This window comes from Nonomuraea muscovyensis, from assembly GCF_014207745.1.
In the GTDB taxonomy this organism is placed as follows: domain Bacteria; phylum Actinomycetota; class Actinomycetes; order Streptosporangiales; family Streptosporangiaceae; genus Nonomuraea; species Nonomuraea muscovyensis.
This window is the reverse complement of record NZ_JACHJB010000001.1, coordinates 162,244-181,723: the sequence shown is the minus strand read 5'-3', so window position 1 is coordinate 181,723 and position 19,480 is coordinate 162,244. Positions and strand designations below refer to the sequence as shown.

Below are 19,480 nucleotides of genomic sequence, written 5' to 3'. Positions count from 1 at the left end.
CGCGCGGGCGCCCGCCGTGGTCGGCGTGCCGGCTCTCCCTGCGACAAAGACGCCGTGAACTTAACAAGAAAAGCTTGATAAGAACGCTCGACCCACTGTTAACTGGCGGGCGATCCCACCCCCCGCTCGCGGCCGACACCCCTCGGAGGCTCCATGCCGACGCGACGCACGTTCCTCATCGCCGGCGCCGGCGCCGGCGCGGGCGCCGCCCTGTTCGCCACCCGCCCGGCCGGGGCGGACCCCGATCCCGGGCTCCTGCCGCCGACCCCCCGCTTCGACTGCGCCGCCCCCGGCGCGCGGCTGCTCGGCCCCGCGCCCCTGCACAACGCGACCGTCATGCAGTCGCTCGCGTTCGACGACGTCAACGGGCACGTCTTCATCGTGCAGCTCATGGCCGGCGGCCTCCAGCTCCCCGGCGAGCCCGGCCCCGTCAGCGGCGCCACCCGCTCCGCCAACGGCGACCTGTGCCTCACCCGCCTCGACCGGCAGGGCCGCCCGACCGGACACATGTACCTGCGCGGCTTCGGGCACGGCGTGCAGATCGGCGCCGAGCCCACGGGACGCGGCACCTTCCTGTGGACCGAGACCGACTCCGTCGCCGAGGCCGGCTCCGGCTGGGGCACCCGCCTGTGCCGGTTCAGGTTCGCCGACGGCGCCGTGCTCGGCCCGGACTCGCCCGAACTGGCCAAGCACACCCCCGTGCCCGGGGCCGACCGCACCACCTGCGGCACCGACCCCGTCCACCGGCGGCTCGTCATGCGCCACCGCGTCGGCGGGGCCTTCCGCTACACGCTCTACCGGCTGGACGACGTCCGCCGCCACAGCTACCGGCCGCTGGCCGAGGTCGCCCAGCCCGCCCTCACGTACTCCTTCCAGGGGTACGCCTCCTACGGCTCGTACCTCTACCTGCTGGAGGGCACGTCCGGTGCGGCGCCCGGCAACACGCACCTGACCTGCGTCGACTGGCGGACCGGCGACGTCGTGGAGCGGCGGCTCGTGACCGACGGCGCCGACGTCGACTTCCGAGAACCGGAGGGCATGGCCGTGCACGTCGCCGGCCCCGGCGTGGCGCGGCTCTGCTACGGCTTCGCCTCCGGCGTGACCGGCGCCCGGCTGGCCAACGTCTACGCCAAGGACACGCTCATCCAGGTCAGGTGAGCAGCCGGGTCAGCACCCGCGTGCCGAACTCCAGGCCCTCCACCGGCACCCGCTCGTCCTTGCCGTGGAACATCCCGAAGTAGTCGAGGTCCGGCCGCAGCATCAGCGGCGCGAAGCCGTACCCCTGGATGCCGATCCGGGCGAACGACTTGGCGTCGGTGCCGCCGCTCATCACGTACGGCACCGGCCGGGCCTGCGGGTCCTCCGCAACCAGCGCGCCCGCCAGCTCGTCGAAGAACACCGACGGGTACGGCGCGGCCGGCGCGTCCTCCAGGTTCACGAACTCGCGCGTGATCCTGGGGCCGAGCAGTTCGTCGATCGTGGCCAGGAACTCCTCCTGCAGCCCCGGCAGGTAACGGCCGTCCACGTGCGCCTCGGCCGTCGAGGGCACCACGTTCACCTTGTAGCCGGCCTGCAGCATCGTGGGGTTGGCCGAGTTGCGGATCTGGCCCTTGAACAGGGTCCCGAGCGGGCCGAGCCGCTCCGCCTCCGCGTCCAGCCGGTCGAGGTCGATCTCCTGGCCGGTGATCTCCGACAGGCTCCGCAGCAGCGCCGCGACCGACGGCGTCAGCCGTACCGGCCACTGGTAGGAGGCCAGCCGCGCCAGCGCGGCGACCAGGGTCGCCACCGGGTTGTCGACCGCCGGCCGGGACCCGTGACCGGCCACGCCGTGGGCGGTCAGCCTCATCCAGGCCGTGCCCCGCTCGCCCACGGCCACCGGATAGACCCGGTGCCCGCCCGAGGTGACGCTGAACCCGCCCGACTCGCTGATCGCCTCCGTCACCCCGTCGAACAGCTCCCGGTGCTCCGTCACCGCGTGCCGCGAACCGAGGTCGCCGGTCGACTCCTCGTCCGCCAGGAACGCCAGCACCACGTCACGCCGGGGCCGCAGGCCGCGCGCCCGCATGCCGAGCACGGTGGCCAGCGTCATCGCGCACGAGCCCTTCATGTCGACCGCGCCCCTGCCGTACACGCAGCCGTCGACGATCTCGCCGGAGAACGGGTGCATCCGCCACTCCGCCGGGTCGGCGGGCACCACGTCCAGGTGGCCGTGGATGAGCAGCGCGTCGGGCGAGTCGCCCTCGAACCGGGCGACGACCGTCGTACGGCGCGGCTCCGACTCGAACACGACCGGCTCCAGGCCCGCCTCGGCCAGCAGCGTGGCCGTGTACTCGGCGGCCGGCCGTTCTCCCGAGCCCGGGTTGGTGGTGTCGAACCTGATCAGGTCCGAGCAGATCTCGGCGACGCCCTTCACTCTTCCTCCTCCGCCCTGAGCGGCTTGCCCTCCAGCTTGAGCGGCGGCACCTCGGGCGTGTCGAAGCCCAACACCAGCCCGTAGAAGGCCAGCTCCGCCTCCAGCGCCGCCACGATAGTCTCCTCCCGGCGCCAGCCGTGCTGCTCGCCGGGGAAGGTGAGCAGCGCCCACCGTTTGCCGTGCCGGTCCAGCTCGGCGACGAACCGCTCGGCCTGGCTCACGTCCACGATCGCGTCCTCCAGGCCGTGCAGCATGAGACACGGCCCCGACGCCCGCCCCGCGTGCAGCAGTGGCGAACGCTCGGTGTAGCGGTCGCGGGTCTCCGGCAGCGGGCCGATCAGCCCGTCCAGGTAACGCGACTCGAAGTCGTGCGTCTCGGCCGCCCAGCTCTCCGGATCGGTGATCGCGTAGTGCGCGACGCCGCCCGCGAACACGTCGCTGTGCACCAGCGCCGCCACCGTGGTCCAGCCGCCCGCGCTGCCGCCGCGGACGGCGATCCGGGCGGCGTCGGCCAGGCCCAGCTCCACCAGGCCGCGCGCCACCCGGGCGCAGTCCTGCACGTCGACCACGCCCCACCGGTGGCGCAGCCGCTCCCGGTAGGCCCGGCCGTATCCGGTGGAGCCGCCGTAGTTGACCACGGCCACCCCCAGGCCCCTGCTGGTGAAATAGGCGATCTCCAGGTCCAGCATGACCGGATGGTGGCCGGTCGGGCCGCCGTGCACGAACACGACGTACGGGGCGGGCCCCCGCACACCGGCCGGCGGGTACAGGTGGGCGTGCACCCCCTCGATCGTCACCGTCTCCGGCACGGGCAGCATGGCCCGGTCGGGCAGCGGCTTCGGCGCCGACACCACCTCGTGCCCGCCGCCGTCGAGGTCCACCAGCCGCACCTCCAGCGGCGTGTACGGCGTGGCCGCCACCGCCGCGGCCCGGCCGTCCACCGCCGACACCGTGGAGGCCCAGTGGGTCGCTTCACCGCCGACCTCGCGCAGCGCGCCGGTCTCCGGGTCGAGCACGCCCAGGCGGCGCCGGTCGGCGGTGCCGTACACGACGACCAGCCGCCCGCCCGCCACCGCGAACGTCGCCAGCCCCGGCTTCCACGGGGCGTGGCCGAACTCCAGCTCCACCGGCGTCAGGTTGCGCCCGCCGGAGCCGTCGCGGCGGACCAGGTGCACGTTCCACCAGCCGGTCGGGTCGGTCACCGCGTACAGGCTGTCGGCGTCGCGCCACTCGGCCTGCGTGACCGACTCCCGCGGCCCGCCCGCGACCACCTCGTAGGCCCCCGCCGCGCCGGCGTCGTCGAGCGGGGCGACGCACAGTTCGGTGCCGTCCCACGGCATGTTCGGGTGGTCCCAGCCGATCCAGCACACGTGCCGGCCGTCGGGGGACAGCCGGGGGTTCATCAGGAAGTGCTGCGCCTCGACCACCACGCGGACCGGGCCGTCACCGGACAGCGGGACGGCCACGATCTCCCGCACGTCCCCGGTCTCCCGGACCGCCCAGACCTCGTCGCGGCCCGGCGGCAGGTAGAGGTCGCCGTAGCGGGCCTCGCCCGCCGGCGTGACCGGCACCGGCTCGCCCCCGTTCAGGCGGTAGAGGCGCTGGTCGGCCCAGTTGGTGAACACCAGGCCGCCGCCCGGCAGCGGCCGCCAGGACCGCCCGCCGTACTCGACGACGCGGTTGCGGGCGTTCCACCCGGCCGGCAGCGCGTCCACCCGCGTGCCGTCCGGCAGCCGCCGCACCACGCACCGCCGCCCGCCCTCGTGCGGGCGCGGCTCGTCCCACCACACCTCCACGCCCTCGGGCGTGCCGACGGCCTCCACCCACTGGGGGCCGCCGTCGGTGCGGGCAACGTCGATCGGTCGAATGCTCATGCCATCACCAGTTGCCATCGGAAGGGGGCAGCGGGACCTCGGGCGGATGCAGCACGTACGCGATGCCGCCGCTGCCCGAGCCCCGCAACCAGACGTTCTCGAACGCCGCGCGCGGATGCACCCGGCGCACCTGCGCGTCGCACGGCGCCGCAGGGTCGTTGACCACGACGTCGCCCTCGGCGGTGAACCCGGTCACCACCATGATCGAACCGGTCGTCGAGTAGCCCGCCCCGGGCAGCTCGTGCACCCGGAACGACTGCGACGTGATCACCGGTATCCCCGCCCGGACGAACGCCTCCAGCTCCGCCGCCGACCTGAGCCGTGTCACGAACCCGCTCAGCCCGTACGTGCCGGCGTAGGCCACGTTGAACGGCCAGTTGCCGGTGCCCTGGTAGCTGGAGTCGAAGGTGCCCCGCGCGGCGTGGTCCACCGCCGGGCAGGGGTCGCCGGGGCCCACCCACTCCAGCTCGGCGGCGTCCGGGCCGCGGCCCCAGAAGCCGAGGACCATCGCCACCGAGGCGGGGCCGCACCAGTTGGCGCCGCCGCCGTCGTACTGCGGGTAGTGCCCGGCGTGCTCGTGCTGCGAGTGGCGGGGCACGTCCAGCTCGACGGCCCCGGCCGTGCCCGGCGGGCTCGGCGCGGGCGGGCGGTGCGGCAGGGCGGAGGCCATCACGCACAGCGAGCCCACCTCCGCGCCGGAAGCAGCGCCGGAAGCAGGGCCGGAAACAGGGCCGGAAACAGTGCCGGAAGCAGCGCCGGAATCAGCGCCGTGCAGGGTGACGCGCACCTGGAACGCCACCAGCGGCCGGCGCGCCACGAGCGTGTCGACCGCCACGTCGCCGTCCTCGTCACCCTGGCCGGCGACGGACGTGCGCGGTGTTCCGTGCTCGGACCAGCGGCCCATCACGTACCACTTGGTGAGCCCGCCTCCCGCGGTCCGTGCCCGCAGCTCCACCTCCACCCACGAGCCCGGCGGCGTGCGGGCCGTCCAGGACGGCACGAGCTGGGTCGCGGGGAAGCCGATCGGCCGCTCCTCACTGGTCCACGCACCCGGAGTCCCCGTGGAGGGGACCGCGAAGCGGGTCAGGGCCACGCGGGCCAGATCGACGGTGAGCACCAGGCTCATTGTGGTTTCGTCCCCTCTGTCGCACATCGGAAGGTTTACGTACCACGGCGATCCCGCCGGTGGCGATCCGCGCCGCGGCCGCGCGGCTCTGTCGGTGGTGATCTCTAGGGTTCCGGCCATGACTCAAGCGGTGCAGGCATACTCCTACGCGGGCCCGTCCACGCTCGCCGACGGCCGGCTCGGCCTCTCCACCTCCGGCGGTACGGCCCTGTCCGGCCCCCAGGCCCATCCCCGGTTCTTCAGCGGGCTGCTCACCCAGGCCGCGCCGGCCGCGGCCGGGCTGCTCGCGGTCGCAGACGTGGCGCTCACCCGCTACCACCAACCGCGGCCCGGCTGGACCCGCGACCCCGTGGTCACCTGCGACGGCGAGCGGCTCAGGTTCGAGTCGTTCTCGGCCTGCGGCGGCGTCTACGCCCGGCTCGACGTGCTGGCGCTCGACGGCGACGTGCTCGACCGCGGCACCACCAACGTCGACGTCAACCCGCCGCTGCGCGAGGCGCTGGTCCGCGTCGGCGGCAGGGATCCGCTCCACCTCGGCGTCGGCCCCGACGAGCTGGCCGTCACCACGCTCGACGGCGCGGTCGTGGAGAAGAAGGTGCCGTTGCCCGAGCGGTGGCTGCGCGGCTTCGCCGAGGTGCAGGTCATCGCCTCCGCCTTCGACCTGCGCGCCGAGCTGCGCGGCCCGCAGGCGGTCCGCTTCCTGCGGTCGCTGCCGCGCAAGGCGTCCGCCACCGTGTGGGCCGTCCCGGCCGGGCGCGACCTGCGCCTTTCGGCCACGCCCGCGCCGGGCGGCGTCTGCCTGGCGGGCGCGGGCCGGGTCGCGACGCTGGCGCCGCTGCTCAGGTTCGCCAGGGCGCTGCGCGTCTACGGCCCGGCCGCCGGCTCCCGCTCCGGAGCCGGCCCGGCCGAGCCGGCCGCGAGCGCGTGGGAGCTGGAGCTGCCCGGCATGCGCTACACCCTCGCCGTCTCCCCGCAGCCGTGGCGGGGCTTCTCCGGCGAGGGCGCGGTCCTGGCCGACCTGGCCACCGACGAGGCCGCCGGCGACGCCGACGTGGTCGGCATGCTGCTCAACTTCGATCCGGCCGTCGAGATCGGGCTGCTCGCCGACCGCTCCGGCCTGTCCACCACGCGCGTGCGGGCCGCGCTCACCCAGCTCGGCACCGCCGGCCGGGTCGGCTACGACCTGCACGAGGCCGCCCACTTCCACCGCGAGCTGCCCTACGACCGCGACCAGGTGGCGGCGCTCAACCCCCGGCTCACGGCGGCCCGCGCCCTGGCCGAGTCGGGTGCGGTGCGGCTCGACGGCCCGCCCGGCGCGGCCACCACGGCCGAGGTCACCACGGACGGCGGGGTGCGGCGGGTGCGCATCGACGAGGGGGAGTGCACGTGCCCGTGGTGGTTCGACCACCGGGGCTCGCGCGGCCCGTGCAAGCATGTCCTCGCCGCCCGCATCGCCGCCCGCATCGCCGCCCGCGCCGACACCGGCATCGCGGCCGAGGCGACCGTCTGACCCGGACGCCGAACCCGCCGCCGGCCCCGGGTGGGCCCAGGCGGCCCGGGTCGCCCTGCGCGGCCCGGTGCGGCCCGCCGGGCGTGCGGGCCCGGCGGACGGTCGGGCCGTCAGAGGTAGAGGCCGGTCGACTCGTCCTTCGCCGAGGCGGTCAGGGCCCGCCCGGAACGGGCCGCGTACAGCTCGGCCAGCGTGGCGCCGCCGGGGCCGACCCCCTCGGCGGTGCCCAGCCAGCGCACCGCCTCCTCACGCGTCAGCGGCCCCACCTCAAGCTGCGCCAGGCAGCGGCCCGGCCGCACCACGGCCGGGTGCAGGCGGGCCAGGTCCTCGTTGGTGGTGATCGCCACCAGCACGTCACGGCCCTGCCCCAGCAGGCCGTCGGTGAGGTTGAGCAGCCGCGACAGCCCCTGACCGGCCTGCGACTTGGCCGCCGCGCTGATCAGCTCGTCACAGTCCTCCAGCACGAGCAGCCGCCAGCGCTGCTTGTCGTCGTGGTCGCCGTCGCTGTCGTAGCCGACGGCCACCTCCATGAGATAGCCGGATTCGTCGAAGAGCCGCTCGGGGTCGAGCACGCAGTCGACCTGGCACCAGTCCTGCCACTGCTTGGCCAGCGAGCGCAGCAGCGTGGTCTTGCCGGTGCCCGGCGGGCCGTGCAGCAGGATGAGGCGGCCGCTCACGTCGGCGGGCGTGATCGTCATCAGCTCGTCGAGCGAGCGCCGCACCCCGGCGGAGTAGTTGCCGCTGATCTGGGCCCACGGCTGCGCGGTGATCGGCTTCTCGGAGCGGATGCCGCCGTGCGAGCCGCGCCACCAGAAGCCCATGTCGACGTGGTCGGTGTCGGGCTTGGGCTCCTCGGCGCCGTCGGTGCTCTGCTTCAGCACCGAACGGGCCAGCTCCTCGGTGACCGCACTGACGCTGACGGTCGCCGTGCGGTTGCGATGCCGCACCACCCGCAGCGTCCAGCCGTCGCCGCAGATCAGCCGGGACTCCGAGCCGTCGTCCACGTGCGCGGCGCGCACCAGGCGGCCGTCGGCGGGCGCGAGCGCCGCGTCGGGCCGCACGCGCTCCAGGTGGGCCTGGCGCGACCACGGCTGCACCCCCGTCGCGAACGGCGACAGGGCCAGCGCGTCGATCACGTCGATGGCGGAGTCGGCATCGTCGATCCAGATCCGCATCGGCAGGTCGGGGGAGTCGGGGCTGGGGAAGGGCACCTCCCTGATCACAGACACCACTCTAATATCCGGCTTCGACCACGGGATGTCGAACGGTTTTGCGGTTTACTCCCATGACAGGACAGATCCGGCTGTACCTTGTCTCGTTGGTCAAAATCATCCGAGAAGCGAGGTACGGGGTGGCAAGGGCGACGTTCCGCGAACGGGCGCGTTACTGGTTCGACAACACGATGTCCAGGGGCACGGCCTCCCTGGTCGGCTGGCTGGCCGTCGTGTCCGTGGCGCTCATCTTCGTGGTCACCGGCCTCACCCTGTGGCTGGCCCCGGACGAGCCGGACGGCGCGTCCGGCCCCGGCGAGGTGCTGTGGATCACGCTGATGCACGCCCTGACCCCCGGCAAGCTCGCCAGCGACAAGGGGTCGATCGCCTACATGGCGGTCATGTTCGCCGCCTCGCTCGGCGGCCTGTTCATCGTCAGCATGCTCGTCGGCCTGCTCTCCAACGGGTTACGGGAGAAGGTGGACCGGCTGCGCCGGGGGCGCTCCCGGATCGTCGAGAAGGGCCACACGGTCGTCCTCGGGTGGTCCGACCAGGTCTTCACGATCGTCAGCGAGCTGGTCAAGGCGCAGGCGGGCCAGCCCGGCTCGGTCATCGCCGTGCTCGCCGACCGTGACAAGCTCGACATGGAGGAGGAGATCCGCGACCACGTCGGCGACTTCGGCAGGACCCGCCTCGTCTGCCGCACCGGCCGGCCCACCGAGCCGCACGACCTCGCCCTGATGAACCTCGCCACCGCCCGCTCGGTGGTCGTGCTGTCGCCCGACGGCGACGACCCCGACGCCCACGTCATCAAGATCCTGCTGGCGCTCGCCAAGCGTGAGGGCGCCCACCCGCCCGCCGTGGCCGCGATCACCGCCTCCCGCAACATCGCCGCCGCCCGCCTGGCCGGCGGCGACGAGGTGCACCTGGTCGACTCCGACGACACCGCCTCCCAGCTCATCGTGCAGTCCTCCCGCCAGTCCGGCATGTCCGTCGTCTGCATGGACCTGCTGAACTTCGACGGCGGCGAGGTCTACATGCGGCCCGGCGCCGACCTGGCCGGCCGGACGTACGGGCAGGCGCTGGACGCCTACGAGAACGCCAGCGTGATCGGCCTGCGCAAGCCGTCCGGCGTCGTGCTCAACCCGCCGATGGACACCCTCGTGACCGGCGCCGACCAGGTCATCGTCATCGCGCAGGACGCCGTGGGCATCCGCCCGGCCACCCGCGAGCCGGACGTCGATGCCGGCGCGATCGTCGCCGACGACTGCCCCGCCCTCCAGGCGGAGCGCACGCTGCTGCTCAACTGGAACGGCCGCGCCGAGCAGATCATCCGCTACCTCGACGCGTACGTCGTCCCGGGCGCGGTGGTGGAGATCGCCACCGACCACCCCAAGGCGGGCGCCGACCTGTCCGGCCTGCGCAACCTCACCGTGAACGTCAAGGACTGCGACACCACCGACAGGTACGCCCTGGAGTCGCTGGGCGTCGGCCTCTTCCAGCACGTCATCGTCCTGTCGGACGACCGCTACACGGCGCACCACGCCGACACCCGCACGCTCATGACGCTGCTGCAACTGCGCGACATGCAGCGCACGCTCGGCGAGCACTACTCGATCGTCAGCGAGATGCACGAGGAGAGCAACCGCGTCCTGGCCGAGGTCACCGAGGCCGACGACATCGTGATCAGCGACACGGTCATCGGCCTGCTGCTCGCCCAGCTCGCCCAGAACCGGCACCTGGCCGACGTCTTCGGCCAGCTCTTCGACCCCCGCGGCTCCGAGATCTACCCCCGCCCGGCCTGCTCGTACGTGCGCCCGGGGGAGAAGGTCACCTTCTCCACGATCGTCGAGGCGGCCCGGCGCAAGGGCGAGACCGCGATCGGCTACCGTGACGCCTCCGGGCGCAACACCCCGCCGCACTACGGCATCGTGCTCAACCCGCCGAAGAGCCGGTCCGTCGTCCTCGGCGAGAACGACTCGGTCATCGTCCTCGCCGAACGCTGACCGTTCTGTATCCAGCGACCGGTACGTGTTTCGCCTGAGTGGTGGCGGAATTTCCGGTGTCGGCTACCGTGCGTGGTGTGAGGACCATCGACTGGGTCGACGGGGCGATCGAGCTCGTCGACCAGACGCGGCTGCCCGACGAGTGCGTCACGGTCCGGATCACCACCGTCGACGAGCTGATCGGCGCCATCAGGCGGCTGGCCGTCCGCGGCGCGCCCGCGCTGGGCGTCGCCGGCGCCCTCGGCGTCGTGCTGGCCGGCGGCGACCACGACGCCATCGCCAGGCTGCGGGCCGCCAGGCCCACGGCCGTGAACCTCGGCTGGGGCGTCGACCAGGCCGCCGCCTGGCTGGCGCAGGGTCGCGAGGCGGTGCTCGCGACCGCTTTGCGGATCCGCGACGAGGACATCGCCGCCTGCGTGGCCATGGGCGAGCGCGGCGCCGACCTCCTCGCCCCCGCCGAGACCACCGGCAGGCTGCGGATCATGACGATCTGCAACACCGGCGCGCTGGCCGCCGTCGAGCGCGGCACCGCGCTCGGCGTCGTCCAGACCCTGCACGAGCGGGGCCGGCTCGCCGAGGTGCTCGCCCTGGAGACGCGACCACTGCTCCAGGGTGCCCGGCTCACCTGCTGGGAACTGGGCCGGATGGGCGCCAGACACCGGCTCGTCACCGACGGCGCCGGCCCGTACCTGCTGGCCGGGGGCGGGATCGACGCCGTGCTCATCGGCGCCGACCGGATCGCCGCCAACGGCGACACCGCCAACAAGATCGGCTCGTACGCCCTCGCGCTCGGCGCCGCGCGGGCCGGCGTGCCGTTCTTCGTGGTGGCGCCCGAGACGACGATCGACTTCGCCACACCCTCCGGGGAGCACATCGAGATCGAGGACCGGGGGCCCGAGGAGGTCGTCACGGTCCGGGGAGTCCGGGTGGCGCCCGAGGGGACCGGCGCGGTCAACCCGGCGTTCGACGTGACCCCGCACGACCTCATCACGGCGATCATTACGGACAAACGGGTGATCCGACCTTAGCGGCCTAAATTCTGAAATTGCCTATCTGTCCGGAGGGGCCGCATTACGCTCGGTGGCTACGTTTTCAACCTCCGGGAGTTTGACGTGGCCATCGACATCGTGCCACGCCGTGCCTGGGGCGCCCGCGCCCCCCGCGGCGGCTACACGCAGTTGGACTCGACCAGGGGAGTCAAGGTCCACTACACCGGCGGCAGGGTGGACCCCGGCGTCGTCGGCGACCACGACCTCTGCGTGTCCCTGGTCCAGTCGATCCAGCGTCACCACATGGACGGCAACGGCTGGATGGACATCGGCTATTCCTTCGTGGCGTGTCCGCATCGGAAGGTGTTCGAGGGGCGGGGACTGCACCGGCTGCCCGCGGCCAACGGGTCCGGGCTGAACTCGGGGCACTACGCCGTGCTGGGGCTGGTCGGCAACGCCGGGCTGGTGCAGCCGCCCGACGGCGTGCTGCACGCCGTTCTCGACGCCATCGAGCACCTGCGGGAGCGGGGCGGCGCCGGCCGGGAGATCAAGGGACACCGGGACGGCTACTCCACCGACTGCCCCGGCGAGCCGCTGTACGCGTGGGTCAGACGGGGCGCCCCCCGGCCCGGCGACGGCGACGGCGACGGTGACGGGACCGAGGCTCCGCCGTTCCCCGGCAGGGTGCTGCGGTATCCGCCCGTGACGCGCGGTGAGGACGTGCGCACCTGGCAGCGGCAGATGCGCGCGCGGGGATGGGAGATCGCGGTGGACGGCGCCTACGGCGGCGCCTCGCGGGACGTGTGCCGCCGGTTCCAGCGCCAGCAGGGCGTCGAGGACGACGGCGTCGTCGGGCCCGTCACCTGGCGACTGGCGTGGGAGGCACCCGGGACGCCCGAGGCAGCCGGGACGCCCGAGGCGGCCGACGCGCCAGAGGGACCGGAGGCACCCCTAACCTGACCGGGGCACCCACCCTGGGGTTACCGGCTTGAGAGGGTTCCGCCTACTATCCGAATCATGAGACTGGCAGCGGGCTTCCCCTCCACCACGCGCGACGACTGGCGGGCGCTAGCCCTGGACGTCCTGCGCCGGTCCGGGGTGGAGACCGACTCCCCGGAGGAGGCGCTGTCCACACCCACCTACGACGGGGTGACGCTCGCGCCGCTCTACGACGCCGGCGACCTGCCGGCCACGCCCCCGTTCGACCGCGCGGCCCGCGCCGCCACGGGGTGGGACGTGCGGCAGCGGCACGCCGTCCCCGACCCGGAGGCCGTGCTGGCCGACCTGGAGAACGGCGTCACGTCGCTCTGGCTGGTCGTCGGCGACGGCGCGATCCCCGTGGGCGAGCTGGGCCGGGTGCTGAAGGACGTCCACCTCGACCTCGCCCCGATCGTGCTGGACGCCGGGCCGCGCACCACCGAGGCGGCCGACGCGCTGCTCGTGCTGGCCGCCGGGCGCGGAGCCGCCGTCACGGGCAACCTCGGAGCGGGCGCGCCGGGCGCCGGGGAGACGGCCGTGCGGCTGGCGCTGCGGTGCGCCGCCGAGTTCCCCGGGTTGCGTGCCGTCACCGTGGACGCCACGCCGTACCACGACGCGGGCGGCGGCGACGCCGACGAACTGGGCTGCTCGATCGCGCTGGGGGTCGGCCACCTGCGCAGGCTGACCGACGCCGGCCTGGGGGTCGCGGAGGCGTTCGGGCAGCTGGAGTTCCGCTACGCGGCGACGGGCGACCAGTTCGCCACCATCGCCAAGCTGCGCGCCGCGCGAAGGCTGTGGGGCAGGGTGGCCGAGGTGTGCGGCGTGCCGGACGCGGCCCAGCTTCAGCACGCGGTGACGAGCTCCGCCATGATGACGGCCCGCGACCCCTACGTGAACATGCTGCGCACCACCGTGGCCTGCTTCGCCGCTGGGGTGGGCGGCGCCGACGCGGTGACCGTGCAGCCCTTCGACGCCGTCTTCGGTCCGCCCGACGCGTTCGCCCGCCGGATCGCCCGCAACACGCAGGCACTGCTGCTGGAGGAGGCGGGCGCCGGCAGGGTGGCCGACCCCGCCGGAGGCTCCTGGTACGTCGAGCGGCGCACGGAGGACCTGGCCGAGCGGGCCTGGGCGTGGTTCCAGGAGATCGAGGCCACGGGCGGCGCCGAGGCGGCCGGGCCGCTGATCGCCGAGCGGGTCGCCGGCACCCGGCGGCGCCGCGACGCCGACATCGCCCATCGCCGCTTCCCGATCACGGGCGTGAGTGAGTTCCCCAACCTCGCCGAGCAGCCCCTCGCCCGCCCCGCCACCGGGCCCGCGGCGACCGCCTCCGATGCCGCCTCCGATGTCTCCTCCGCCGACGGCGAGGCGGCGGGCGGGCTGCCGCGCATCCGGTACGCGCGGGAGTTCGAGGCGCTGCGGGATCTCGCCGACGCCCAGCCCGACCGGCCCAAGGTGTTCCTGGCCACGATCGGCCCGGTCGCCGTGCACACGCCGCGTGCCACGTTCGCCGCCAACCTCTTCCAGGCGGGCGGTCTGGCCACCGAGACCGCCGGCCCCGGCGAGGACCCCGAGCAGATCGCCACCGCGTTCGCCGTCAGCGGCTCCACGGTCGCCTGCCTGTGCTCCAGCGACCGCATGTACGAGCAGCACGCCGAGGCCGTGGCCGCGGCCCTGAGACGGGCCGGGGCGAAACGGGTGTGGCTCGCCGGGAAGGGGCGCCACGAGGGCGTGGACGCCTGCCTCCACACCGGCTGCGACGCCCTCGGGGTGCTGCGCACGACGTTCGACGACCTGGGAGTGGCCCGATGATCCCCGACTTCTCCGGCGTCCCGCTGACCGGCCCCGGCGCGCCGGCCTCCCGCGGCGGCGAGGCCGCGAAGGACGGCGAGGTGTGGGAGACGCCCGAGGGCATCGCCGTCAAGCCCCTCTACACGGCCGCCGACCTCGACGGGCTCGACTTCCTGCACACCTGTCCGGGCGCGGCTCCGTTCCTGCGCGGGCCGTACCCGACCATGTACGTCAACCAGCCGTGGACGATCCGCCAGTACGCGGGCTTCTCCACGGCCGAGGACTCCAACGCCTTCTACCGGCGCAACCTCGCGGCCGGTCAGAAGGGCCTGTCGGTGGCGTTCGACCTGGCCACGCACCGCGGCTACGACTCCGACCATCCGCGGGTGGCGGGCGACGTGGGCATGGCCGGGGTGGCGATCGACTCGATCTACGACATGCGGGTGCTGTTCGACGGGATCCCGCTGGACCGGATGTCGGTCTCGATGACGATGAACGGGGCGGTGCTGCCCGTCCTGGCGTTGTACATCGTGGCCGCCGAGGAGCAGGGGGTGGCGCCGGAGCAGCTCGCGGGGACCATCCAGAACGACATCCTCAAGGAGTTCATGGTCCGCAACACCTACATCTACCCACCGGCGCCATCCATGCGGATCATCTCGGACATCTTCGCCTACACCAGCGAGAAGATGCCGAAGTTCAACTCGATCAGCATCTCCGGCTACCACATCCAGGAGGCCGGGGCGACGCTCGACCTGGAGCTGGCCTACACGCTGGCCGACGGGGTGGAGTACCTGCGGGCGGGCGTCGCCGCCGGGATGGACGTCGACCGGTTCGCGCCCCGGCTGTCGTTCTTCTGGTGCATCGGCATGAACGTCTTCATGGAGGTCGCCAAGCTGCGCGCCGCCCGGCTGCTGTGGGCGAAGCTGGTGTCCGGGTTCGGGGCGACGAACCCCAAGTCGTTGTCGCTGCGTACGCACTCGCAGACGTCGGGCTGGTCGCTGACCGCGCAGGACGTCTTCAACAACGTGGCCCGCACCTGCGTCGAGGCCATGGCCGCCACCCAGGGGCACACCCAGTCGCTGCACACCAACGCCCTCGACGAGGCCCTGGCGCTGCCCAGCGACTTCTCCGCCCGCATCGCCCGCAACACCCAGCTCCTCCTGCAGCAGGAGTCGGGCACCACCCGGGTGATCGACCCGTGGGGCGGCTCCTACTACGTCGAGCGCCTCACCCACGACCTCGCCGAACGCGCCTGGGCGCACATCGAGGAGGTCGAGGCCGCGGGCGGCATGGCCAGGGCCATCGAGGCGGGCCTGCCCAAGCTGCGCATCGAGGAGGCGGCGGCCCGCGCCCAGGCCCGCATCGACTCCGGCCGGCAGCCGGTCATCGGCGTCAACAAGTACCGCCCGGACGCCGACAGGCCGATCGAGGTGCTCAAGGTCGACAACAGCGCCGTCCGCGCGCAGCAGCTCGACAAGCTGCGCCGGCTGCGGGCCGAACGCGACCCGGCGGCCGTCGCCCGGGCGCTCGACGCGCTCACCAAGGCCGCCGGCCACCCGGCGCCCGGTCTGGAGCACAACCTGCTCAAGCTCGCCGTCGACGCGGCCCGCGCCAAGGCCACCGTGGGTGAGATCTCCGACGCGCTGGAGCGGGTGTTCGGCCGGCACGCCGGTCAGATCCGTACCATTTCGGGGGTGTACCGCGACGAGGCGGGCTCCTCCGCCGGCATCGAGCGGGTGCGGCAGGCGTGCGCCGACTTCGAGCGCGCCGAGGGCCGCCGCCCGCGCATCCTCGTGGCCAAGATGGGCCAGGACGGCCACGACCGCGGCCAGAAGGTGATCGCCACCGCCTTCGCCGACCTCGGGTTCGACGTGGACGTCGGGCCGCTGTTCCAGACGCCCGAGGAGGTGGCCCGCCAGGCGGTGGAGGCCGACGTGCACATCGTCGGCGTCTCGTCGCTGGCCGCCGGTCACCTGACGCTGGTGCCCGCCCTGCGGCGGGCGCTGGCCGATCTCGACGCCGAGGACGTCATGATCGTGGTGGGCGGGGTGATCCCGCCCGGCGACTTCGCGGAGCTGCGCGCGGCGGGCGCCGCCGCGATCTTCCCGCCGGGCACCGTGATCGCCGACGCCGCCCTGGACCTGCTGGCGGCGTTGCGCGGCCGTCAGTAGTAGTCCGCGCACATGGTGAAGGTCACCTTGCGCTCGACCCGCCGGGGGGTCTCGAACCTGAGGACGACGGTGTTGCGGCCCGGCTTGTCGAGGCCCGTCGCGCCCTGCATCATCAGCTCCTTCCGGGACAGGTAGGTGGTGCTGCGGCCCTGGTCCACCCCGTTGACGATCCAGCGGTACTTGGCCTCGGCGCCCGCCGTCCCGCTGACCATGGCGTACACCTCGTTCCCGCGGGGGTAGCAGCCGCTGGGCTTGCGCGGCCGGTGGATGATGAGCCGCACCGAGACGGACCCGCCCGCGGCGGCGGCCGTCCGGGTCGCGGCCGAGGTCGGTTTCCTGGTGGCGGGTCCGGACGTGGTGGGTCCGGACGTGGCGGACGTGGACGTGGTGGGTCTCGACGTGGCGGGTCTCGACGTCGCGGGCCTGGACGTGGCGCGCCCCGAGTCGGCGGGCCCGGAGGTGGCGGGTCGCGGCGTGGTGGCACCGGTCGTGCTCTTCGAGGCCGGCGGGCCGGGCGTCCGGCCGACGCGTGACGGGCCCGCCGTGGGTGTGGTCCGGTCCTTCGCCCTGCCGCCCGTGGCGCCGCTCGCGGGGGCATCGGCCGGGGACGTGGGGGCCGCCCGCGTCCGCTCGCTGCCCTGCGCGACGGTGATCATGGGTGCCACCCAGAACACCGCCGAGGCCAGCGCCACCGCCATCCCGGCGGCGGAGGCGGCGACCAGCAGGTTGCGCCGTCTCCGCCGCCCGGCGTCCTGCCTCCTCCCGTGTCCCGTCCCGTCCGTTCGGGCCCGCCGGACGGGACCGCCACGCTCCGGCGCGTCCCCCGGGCCTGCCGGGGGCCGTCGCTCCGCCTGCACCCCCGGGACGGGCCGGCCGCCGATCAGCCACAGCAGCACGTCCTGCATCGCCGGCCGGGCGCGCGGATCCTTGGCCAGGCACGCGTACACGATCCGCCGCAGGGGTTCGGGCAGGTCCCCCAGCCGCGGTTCGTCGTGCAGGATGCGCCGGATGACGGCGGGCAGCGAGTCGTTGCCGAACGGCGGCGCGCCCGTCGCGGCGAAGACCATCACCCCGGCCCACGCGAAGACGTCCGCCTGCGGCCCCACGACCTGCCCGGCGAGCTGCTCGGGCGCCATGTAGGCGGGCGTGCCGACGATCGCGCTGGTCACCGTGATGGCGGCGTCGGTGGCGCGGGCGATGCCGAAGTCGATCACGCGGGGGCCGTCCCGGCCGAGCAGCACGTTCGCCGGCTTGAAGTCGCGGTGCACGACGCCCGCCCGGTGGATCGCCGCCAGCGCCGTCGCGGTCGCCACCGCCAGCCGCTGCAACTCGGCACCGTGGTGGCGGCCCGCCTGCTGCAGCGGCGGCCCGTCCACGTACTCGGTCACGATGTACGGGCGCCCGCCCAGCGACGCGTCGAGCACCTGCGCGATGCAGAACGGCTCCACCCGCCGCGCCGCCTCGATCTCCTTGGCGAACCCGCCGTCGCCCGCCAGCCCTTCTCCCAGCACCTTGACCGCGACAGGGCGGCCGCCGGGCGCCTGCGCCAGGTACACGACGCCCTGCCCGCCCGCGCCGAGGCGCCCCACCAGCCGGTACGGCCCCACCGCCGCGGGGTCGTCGGCCCGTAACGGATCGCCGCCGGGCATCAGGGGGTCTCCTCCTCACAGAACTTCACCGAGACCGACTTCTGCGCGGTCCCGGGCGAGGTGATGCGCACGCTCGCGACGCGCGTGCCGCCGCCGGCGGCGGGCTGGAGCGAGCGGGGCGCGTTGAACAGGTTGGTGTCGTCGACGACCAGGCTGGTCCCGCTGCCCGCCGCCTTGCCGTCGAAGTACCACGTGTAGCGGAACTCGATGGGTCGGGTGCCGCTGCCGGTGCGCTCGACCTTGGCCTGGATCAGCACGTCGCCGCCGGCGTAGCAGCCCGGGTCGGCGTGCCAGCTGCCGACCGAGCGGACGAACAGCAACCGGACGCCGCCCCCGGAGACCGGGCGGGCGCTGGAGGTGCGGACCGTGGGGCGGGCCGAGGTGGTCGTGGCACGCGGGCCGGTCGTGGACCGCCGGGTCGGCGTGCGGCTCACGGTCGCGCTCGGGGTGGGCCGGGGCCTGGCGGTCCGCTTCGGCCGGGGCGTGCGGCTCGGCGTCCGTGTCGCGGGCGGCGGCGTGACCGGTGAGGCGCCGGCCAGGTTGCCGGTGACCGGCAGGCGTGCCGGCGCGGCCCAGGGCTCCAGCCAGAGGAGCGCGCCGCCCAGCGCGAGCGCCGTCGCGGCGGACGCCGCCGCGATCACCGCCGGCCCGCCCCGCCCTCGCCGGCGGGACGGCCGCGTGGCGGGCCCGCCGTCCCCCGCTCCGAAGGGGCCCGATCCGTCGCCGGCCGGCCGGAACGGATCACGTCCGCCGGGCCCGGACGGTCCGGCCCCACCGCCGGGTCCGAAGGGGGGCGGCCCGGTGCCGCCGGGTCGGACGGGGCCCGGCGGGCTGTCGCCGGGGCCGAACCGGTCCGGACCGGGGCGGGGCCCCTGGAACGGCGGCGCGTACCGGCCGCCGATGAGCCGGAGCAGCACGTCCTGCATCGCGGGGCGGCGCGCGGGGTCCTTGGCCAGGCAGGCGAGCACCACGTCCCGCAGCGGCTGTGCCAGGTCGCCGAGCTGTGGCTCGTTGTGCAGGATGCGGTTGATCACGGCGGGCAGCGAGTCGTCGCCGAACGGCGGCGTGCCGGTGGCCGCGAAAACGATCACCGACGCCCAGGCGAACACGTCGGCCGGCGGCCCCACCCCCGTCCCCGCGAGCTGTTCGGGCGCCATGTAGGCCGGAGTGCCGACGATGCCGCTGGTGGCGGACCCGCCGGCGTCCAGCGCCCGTGCGACGCCGAAGTCGATCACCCGCGGCCCGCCGGGGCCGAGCAGCACGTTCGCCGGTTTGAAGTCGCGGTGCACGACGCCCGCCTGGTGGATCGCGGCCAGCGCCGTGGCCGTGGCGACCGCCAGCCGCTGCAACTCGGCGCCGTGGTGGCGGCCTGCCTGCTGCAGTGACGGGCCGTCCACGTACTCGGTGACGACGTACGGCCGGCCGGCGAAGGACGCGTCGAGCACCTGCGCCACGCAGAACGGCTCAACCCGGCGTGCCGCGGCGATCTCCCGGGCGAGCCGGTCGTCGCCGGCCACGCTCTCGTGCAGCACCTTGACCGCCACGGGCGCGGCGTCCCGGTACTGGCCGAGGTAGACGACCCCCTGGCCGCCCGCGCCCAGCCGCCCCAGCAGGCGATACGGTCCCATCGCCGCCGGATCGCCGTCGCGCAGCGGTTCGACCTGGGGCATGAGGAAGGCGGCTCCTGTGACGGTGAGCTGGATCCAGGGTGACGATCAGCTGAATCCAGCACCATAGCGGCAAATTTCGGGATGTGTGGCGACTT

The 19,480-nt window shown here is 74.2% G+C and carries 13 protein-coding genes; 7 read left to right on the top strand and 6 right to left on the bottom strand.

The window, feature by feature from the left end; all coding sequences use genetic code 11:
• Window positions 1-153: 153 nt before the first annotated feature.
• Window positions 154-1,158 (top strand): phage baseplate protein, encoded by a 1,005-nt coding sequence (locus FHU36_RS00815; RefSeq protein WP_185081894.1) that lies wholly within the window; start codon window positions 154-156, stop codon window positions 1,156-1,158.
• Here the strand turns inward: FHU36_RS00815 and FHU36_RS00810 are convergent.
• Genes FHU36_RS00810 through FHU36_RS00800 form a run of 3 tightly spaced genes read right to left on the bottom strand, consistent with a single transcriptional unit; the run spans window position 1,151 to window position 5,413 of the window.
• Window positions 1,151-2,413 carry a M20/M25/M40 family metallo-hydrolase gene (locus FHU36_RS00810; protein WP_185081893.1) on the bottom strand — a complete coding sequence of 421 codons (1,263 nt, stop codon included), beginning with the start codon at window positions 2,411-2,413 and terminating at the stop codon, window positions 1,151-1,153. The genes FHU36_RS00815 and FHU36_RS00810 overlap by 8 nt on opposite strands.
• Window positions 2,410-4,287: a S9 family peptidase gene (locus FHU36_RS00805; protein WP_185081892.1), complete on the bottom strand. Its 1,878-nt coding sequence runs from the start codon at window positions 4,285-4,287 to the stop codon at window positions 2,410-2,412. The genes FHU36_RS00810 and FHU36_RS00805 overlap by 4 nt, the downstream gene beginning before the upstream one ends.
• Before the next feature lie 4 nt (window positions 4,288-4,291).
• Window positions 4,292-5,413 carry a C39 family peptidase gene (locus FHU36_RS00800; RefSeq protein ID WP_185081891.1) on the bottom strand — a complete coding sequence of 374 codons (1,122 nt, stop codon included), beginning with the start codon at window positions 5,411-5,413 and terminating at the stop codon, window positions 4,292-4,294.
• Between the two features lie 118 nt (window positions 5,414-5,531).
• Between FHU36_RS00800 and FHU36_RS00795 the strand changes: the two genes are divergently transcribed.
• Window positions 5,532-6,923 carry an SWIM zinc finger family protein gene (locus FHU36_RS00795; RefSeq protein WP_185081890.1) on the top strand — a complete coding sequence of 464 codons (1,392 nt, stop codon included), beginning with the start codon at window positions 5,532-5,534 and terminating at the stop codon, window positions 6,921-6,923.
• A gap of 110 nt (window positions 6,924-7,033) precedes the next feature.
• Here the strand turns inward: FHU36_RS00795 and FHU36_RS46160 are convergent, their stop codons facing one another.
• Entirely contained in the window at window positions 7,034-8,146 is a 1,113-nt protein-coding gene (locus FHU36_RS46160) for a DUF5925 domain-containing protein (protein WP_312891382.1), read from the bottom strand.
• Window positions 8,147-8,274: 128 nt separating this feature from the next.
• Between FHU36_RS46160 and FHU36_RS00785 the strand changes: the two genes are divergently transcribed.
• The 5 genes from FHU36_RS00785 to scpA all read left to right on the top strand — a co-directional run bounded on the left by FHU36_RS00785 (window position 8,275) and on the right by scpA (window position 16,066).
• The gene (locus FHU36_RS00785; RefSeq protein WP_185084526.1) at window positions 8,275-10,140 is read left to right on the top strand and encodes a CASTOR/POLLUX-related putative ion channel; all 1,866 of its coding nucleotides are present in this window, start codon (window positions 8,275-8,277) and stop codon (window positions 10,138-10,140) included.
• Between the two features lie 77 nt (window positions 10,141-10,217).
• A complete protein-coding gene (mtnA, locus tag FHU36_RS00780) occupies window positions 10,218-11,168 on the top strand; it encodes an S-methyl-5-thioribose-1-phosphate isomerase (RefSeq protein ID WP_185081889.1) in 951 nt (316 codons plus the stop codon).
• An 84-nt stretch (window positions 11,169-11,252) separates the two neighbouring features.
• Window positions 11,253-12,089 carry a peptidoglycan recognition protein family protein gene (locus FHU36_RS45370; RefSeq protein ID WP_185081888.1) on the top strand — a complete coding sequence of 279 codons (837 nt, stop codon included), beginning with the start codon at window positions 11,253-11,255 and terminating at the stop codon, window positions 12,087-12,089.
• 57 nt (window positions 12,090-12,146) lie between these two features.
• A complete protein-coding gene (locus FHU36_RS00770; protein WP_185081887.1) occupies window positions 12,147-13,916 on the top strand; it encodes a methylmalonyl-CoA mutase family protein in 1,770 nt (589 codons plus the stop codon).
• A complete protein-coding gene (gene scpA / locus FHU36_RS00765) occupies window positions 13,913-16,066 on the top strand; it encodes a methylmalonyl-CoA mutase (protein WP_185081886.1) in 2,154 nt (717 codons plus the stop codon). The genes FHU36_RS00770 and scpA overlap by 4 nt, the downstream gene beginning before the upstream one ends.
• Here the strand turns inward: scpA and FHU36_RS43980 are convergent.
• Complete coding sequence (locus FHU36_RS43980; RefSeq protein WP_246501898.1) at window positions 16,060-17,715, bottom strand: serine/threonine protein kinase; 1,656 nt, start codon at window positions 17,713-17,715, stop codon at window positions 16,060-16,062. The two genes, scpA and FHU36_RS43980, sit on opposite strands and share 7 nt — an antisense overlap.
• The gene (locus tag FHU36_RS43975; protein ID WP_246501896.1) at window positions 17,715-19,385 is read right to left on the bottom strand and encodes a serine/threonine-protein kinase; all 1,671 of its coding nucleotides are present in this window, start codon (window positions 19,383-19,385) and stop codon (window positions 17,715-17,717) included. The genes FHU36_RS43980 and FHU36_RS43975 overlap by 1 nt, the downstream gene beginning before the upstream one ends.
• Window positions 19,386-19,480 lie beyond the last annotated feature (95 nt).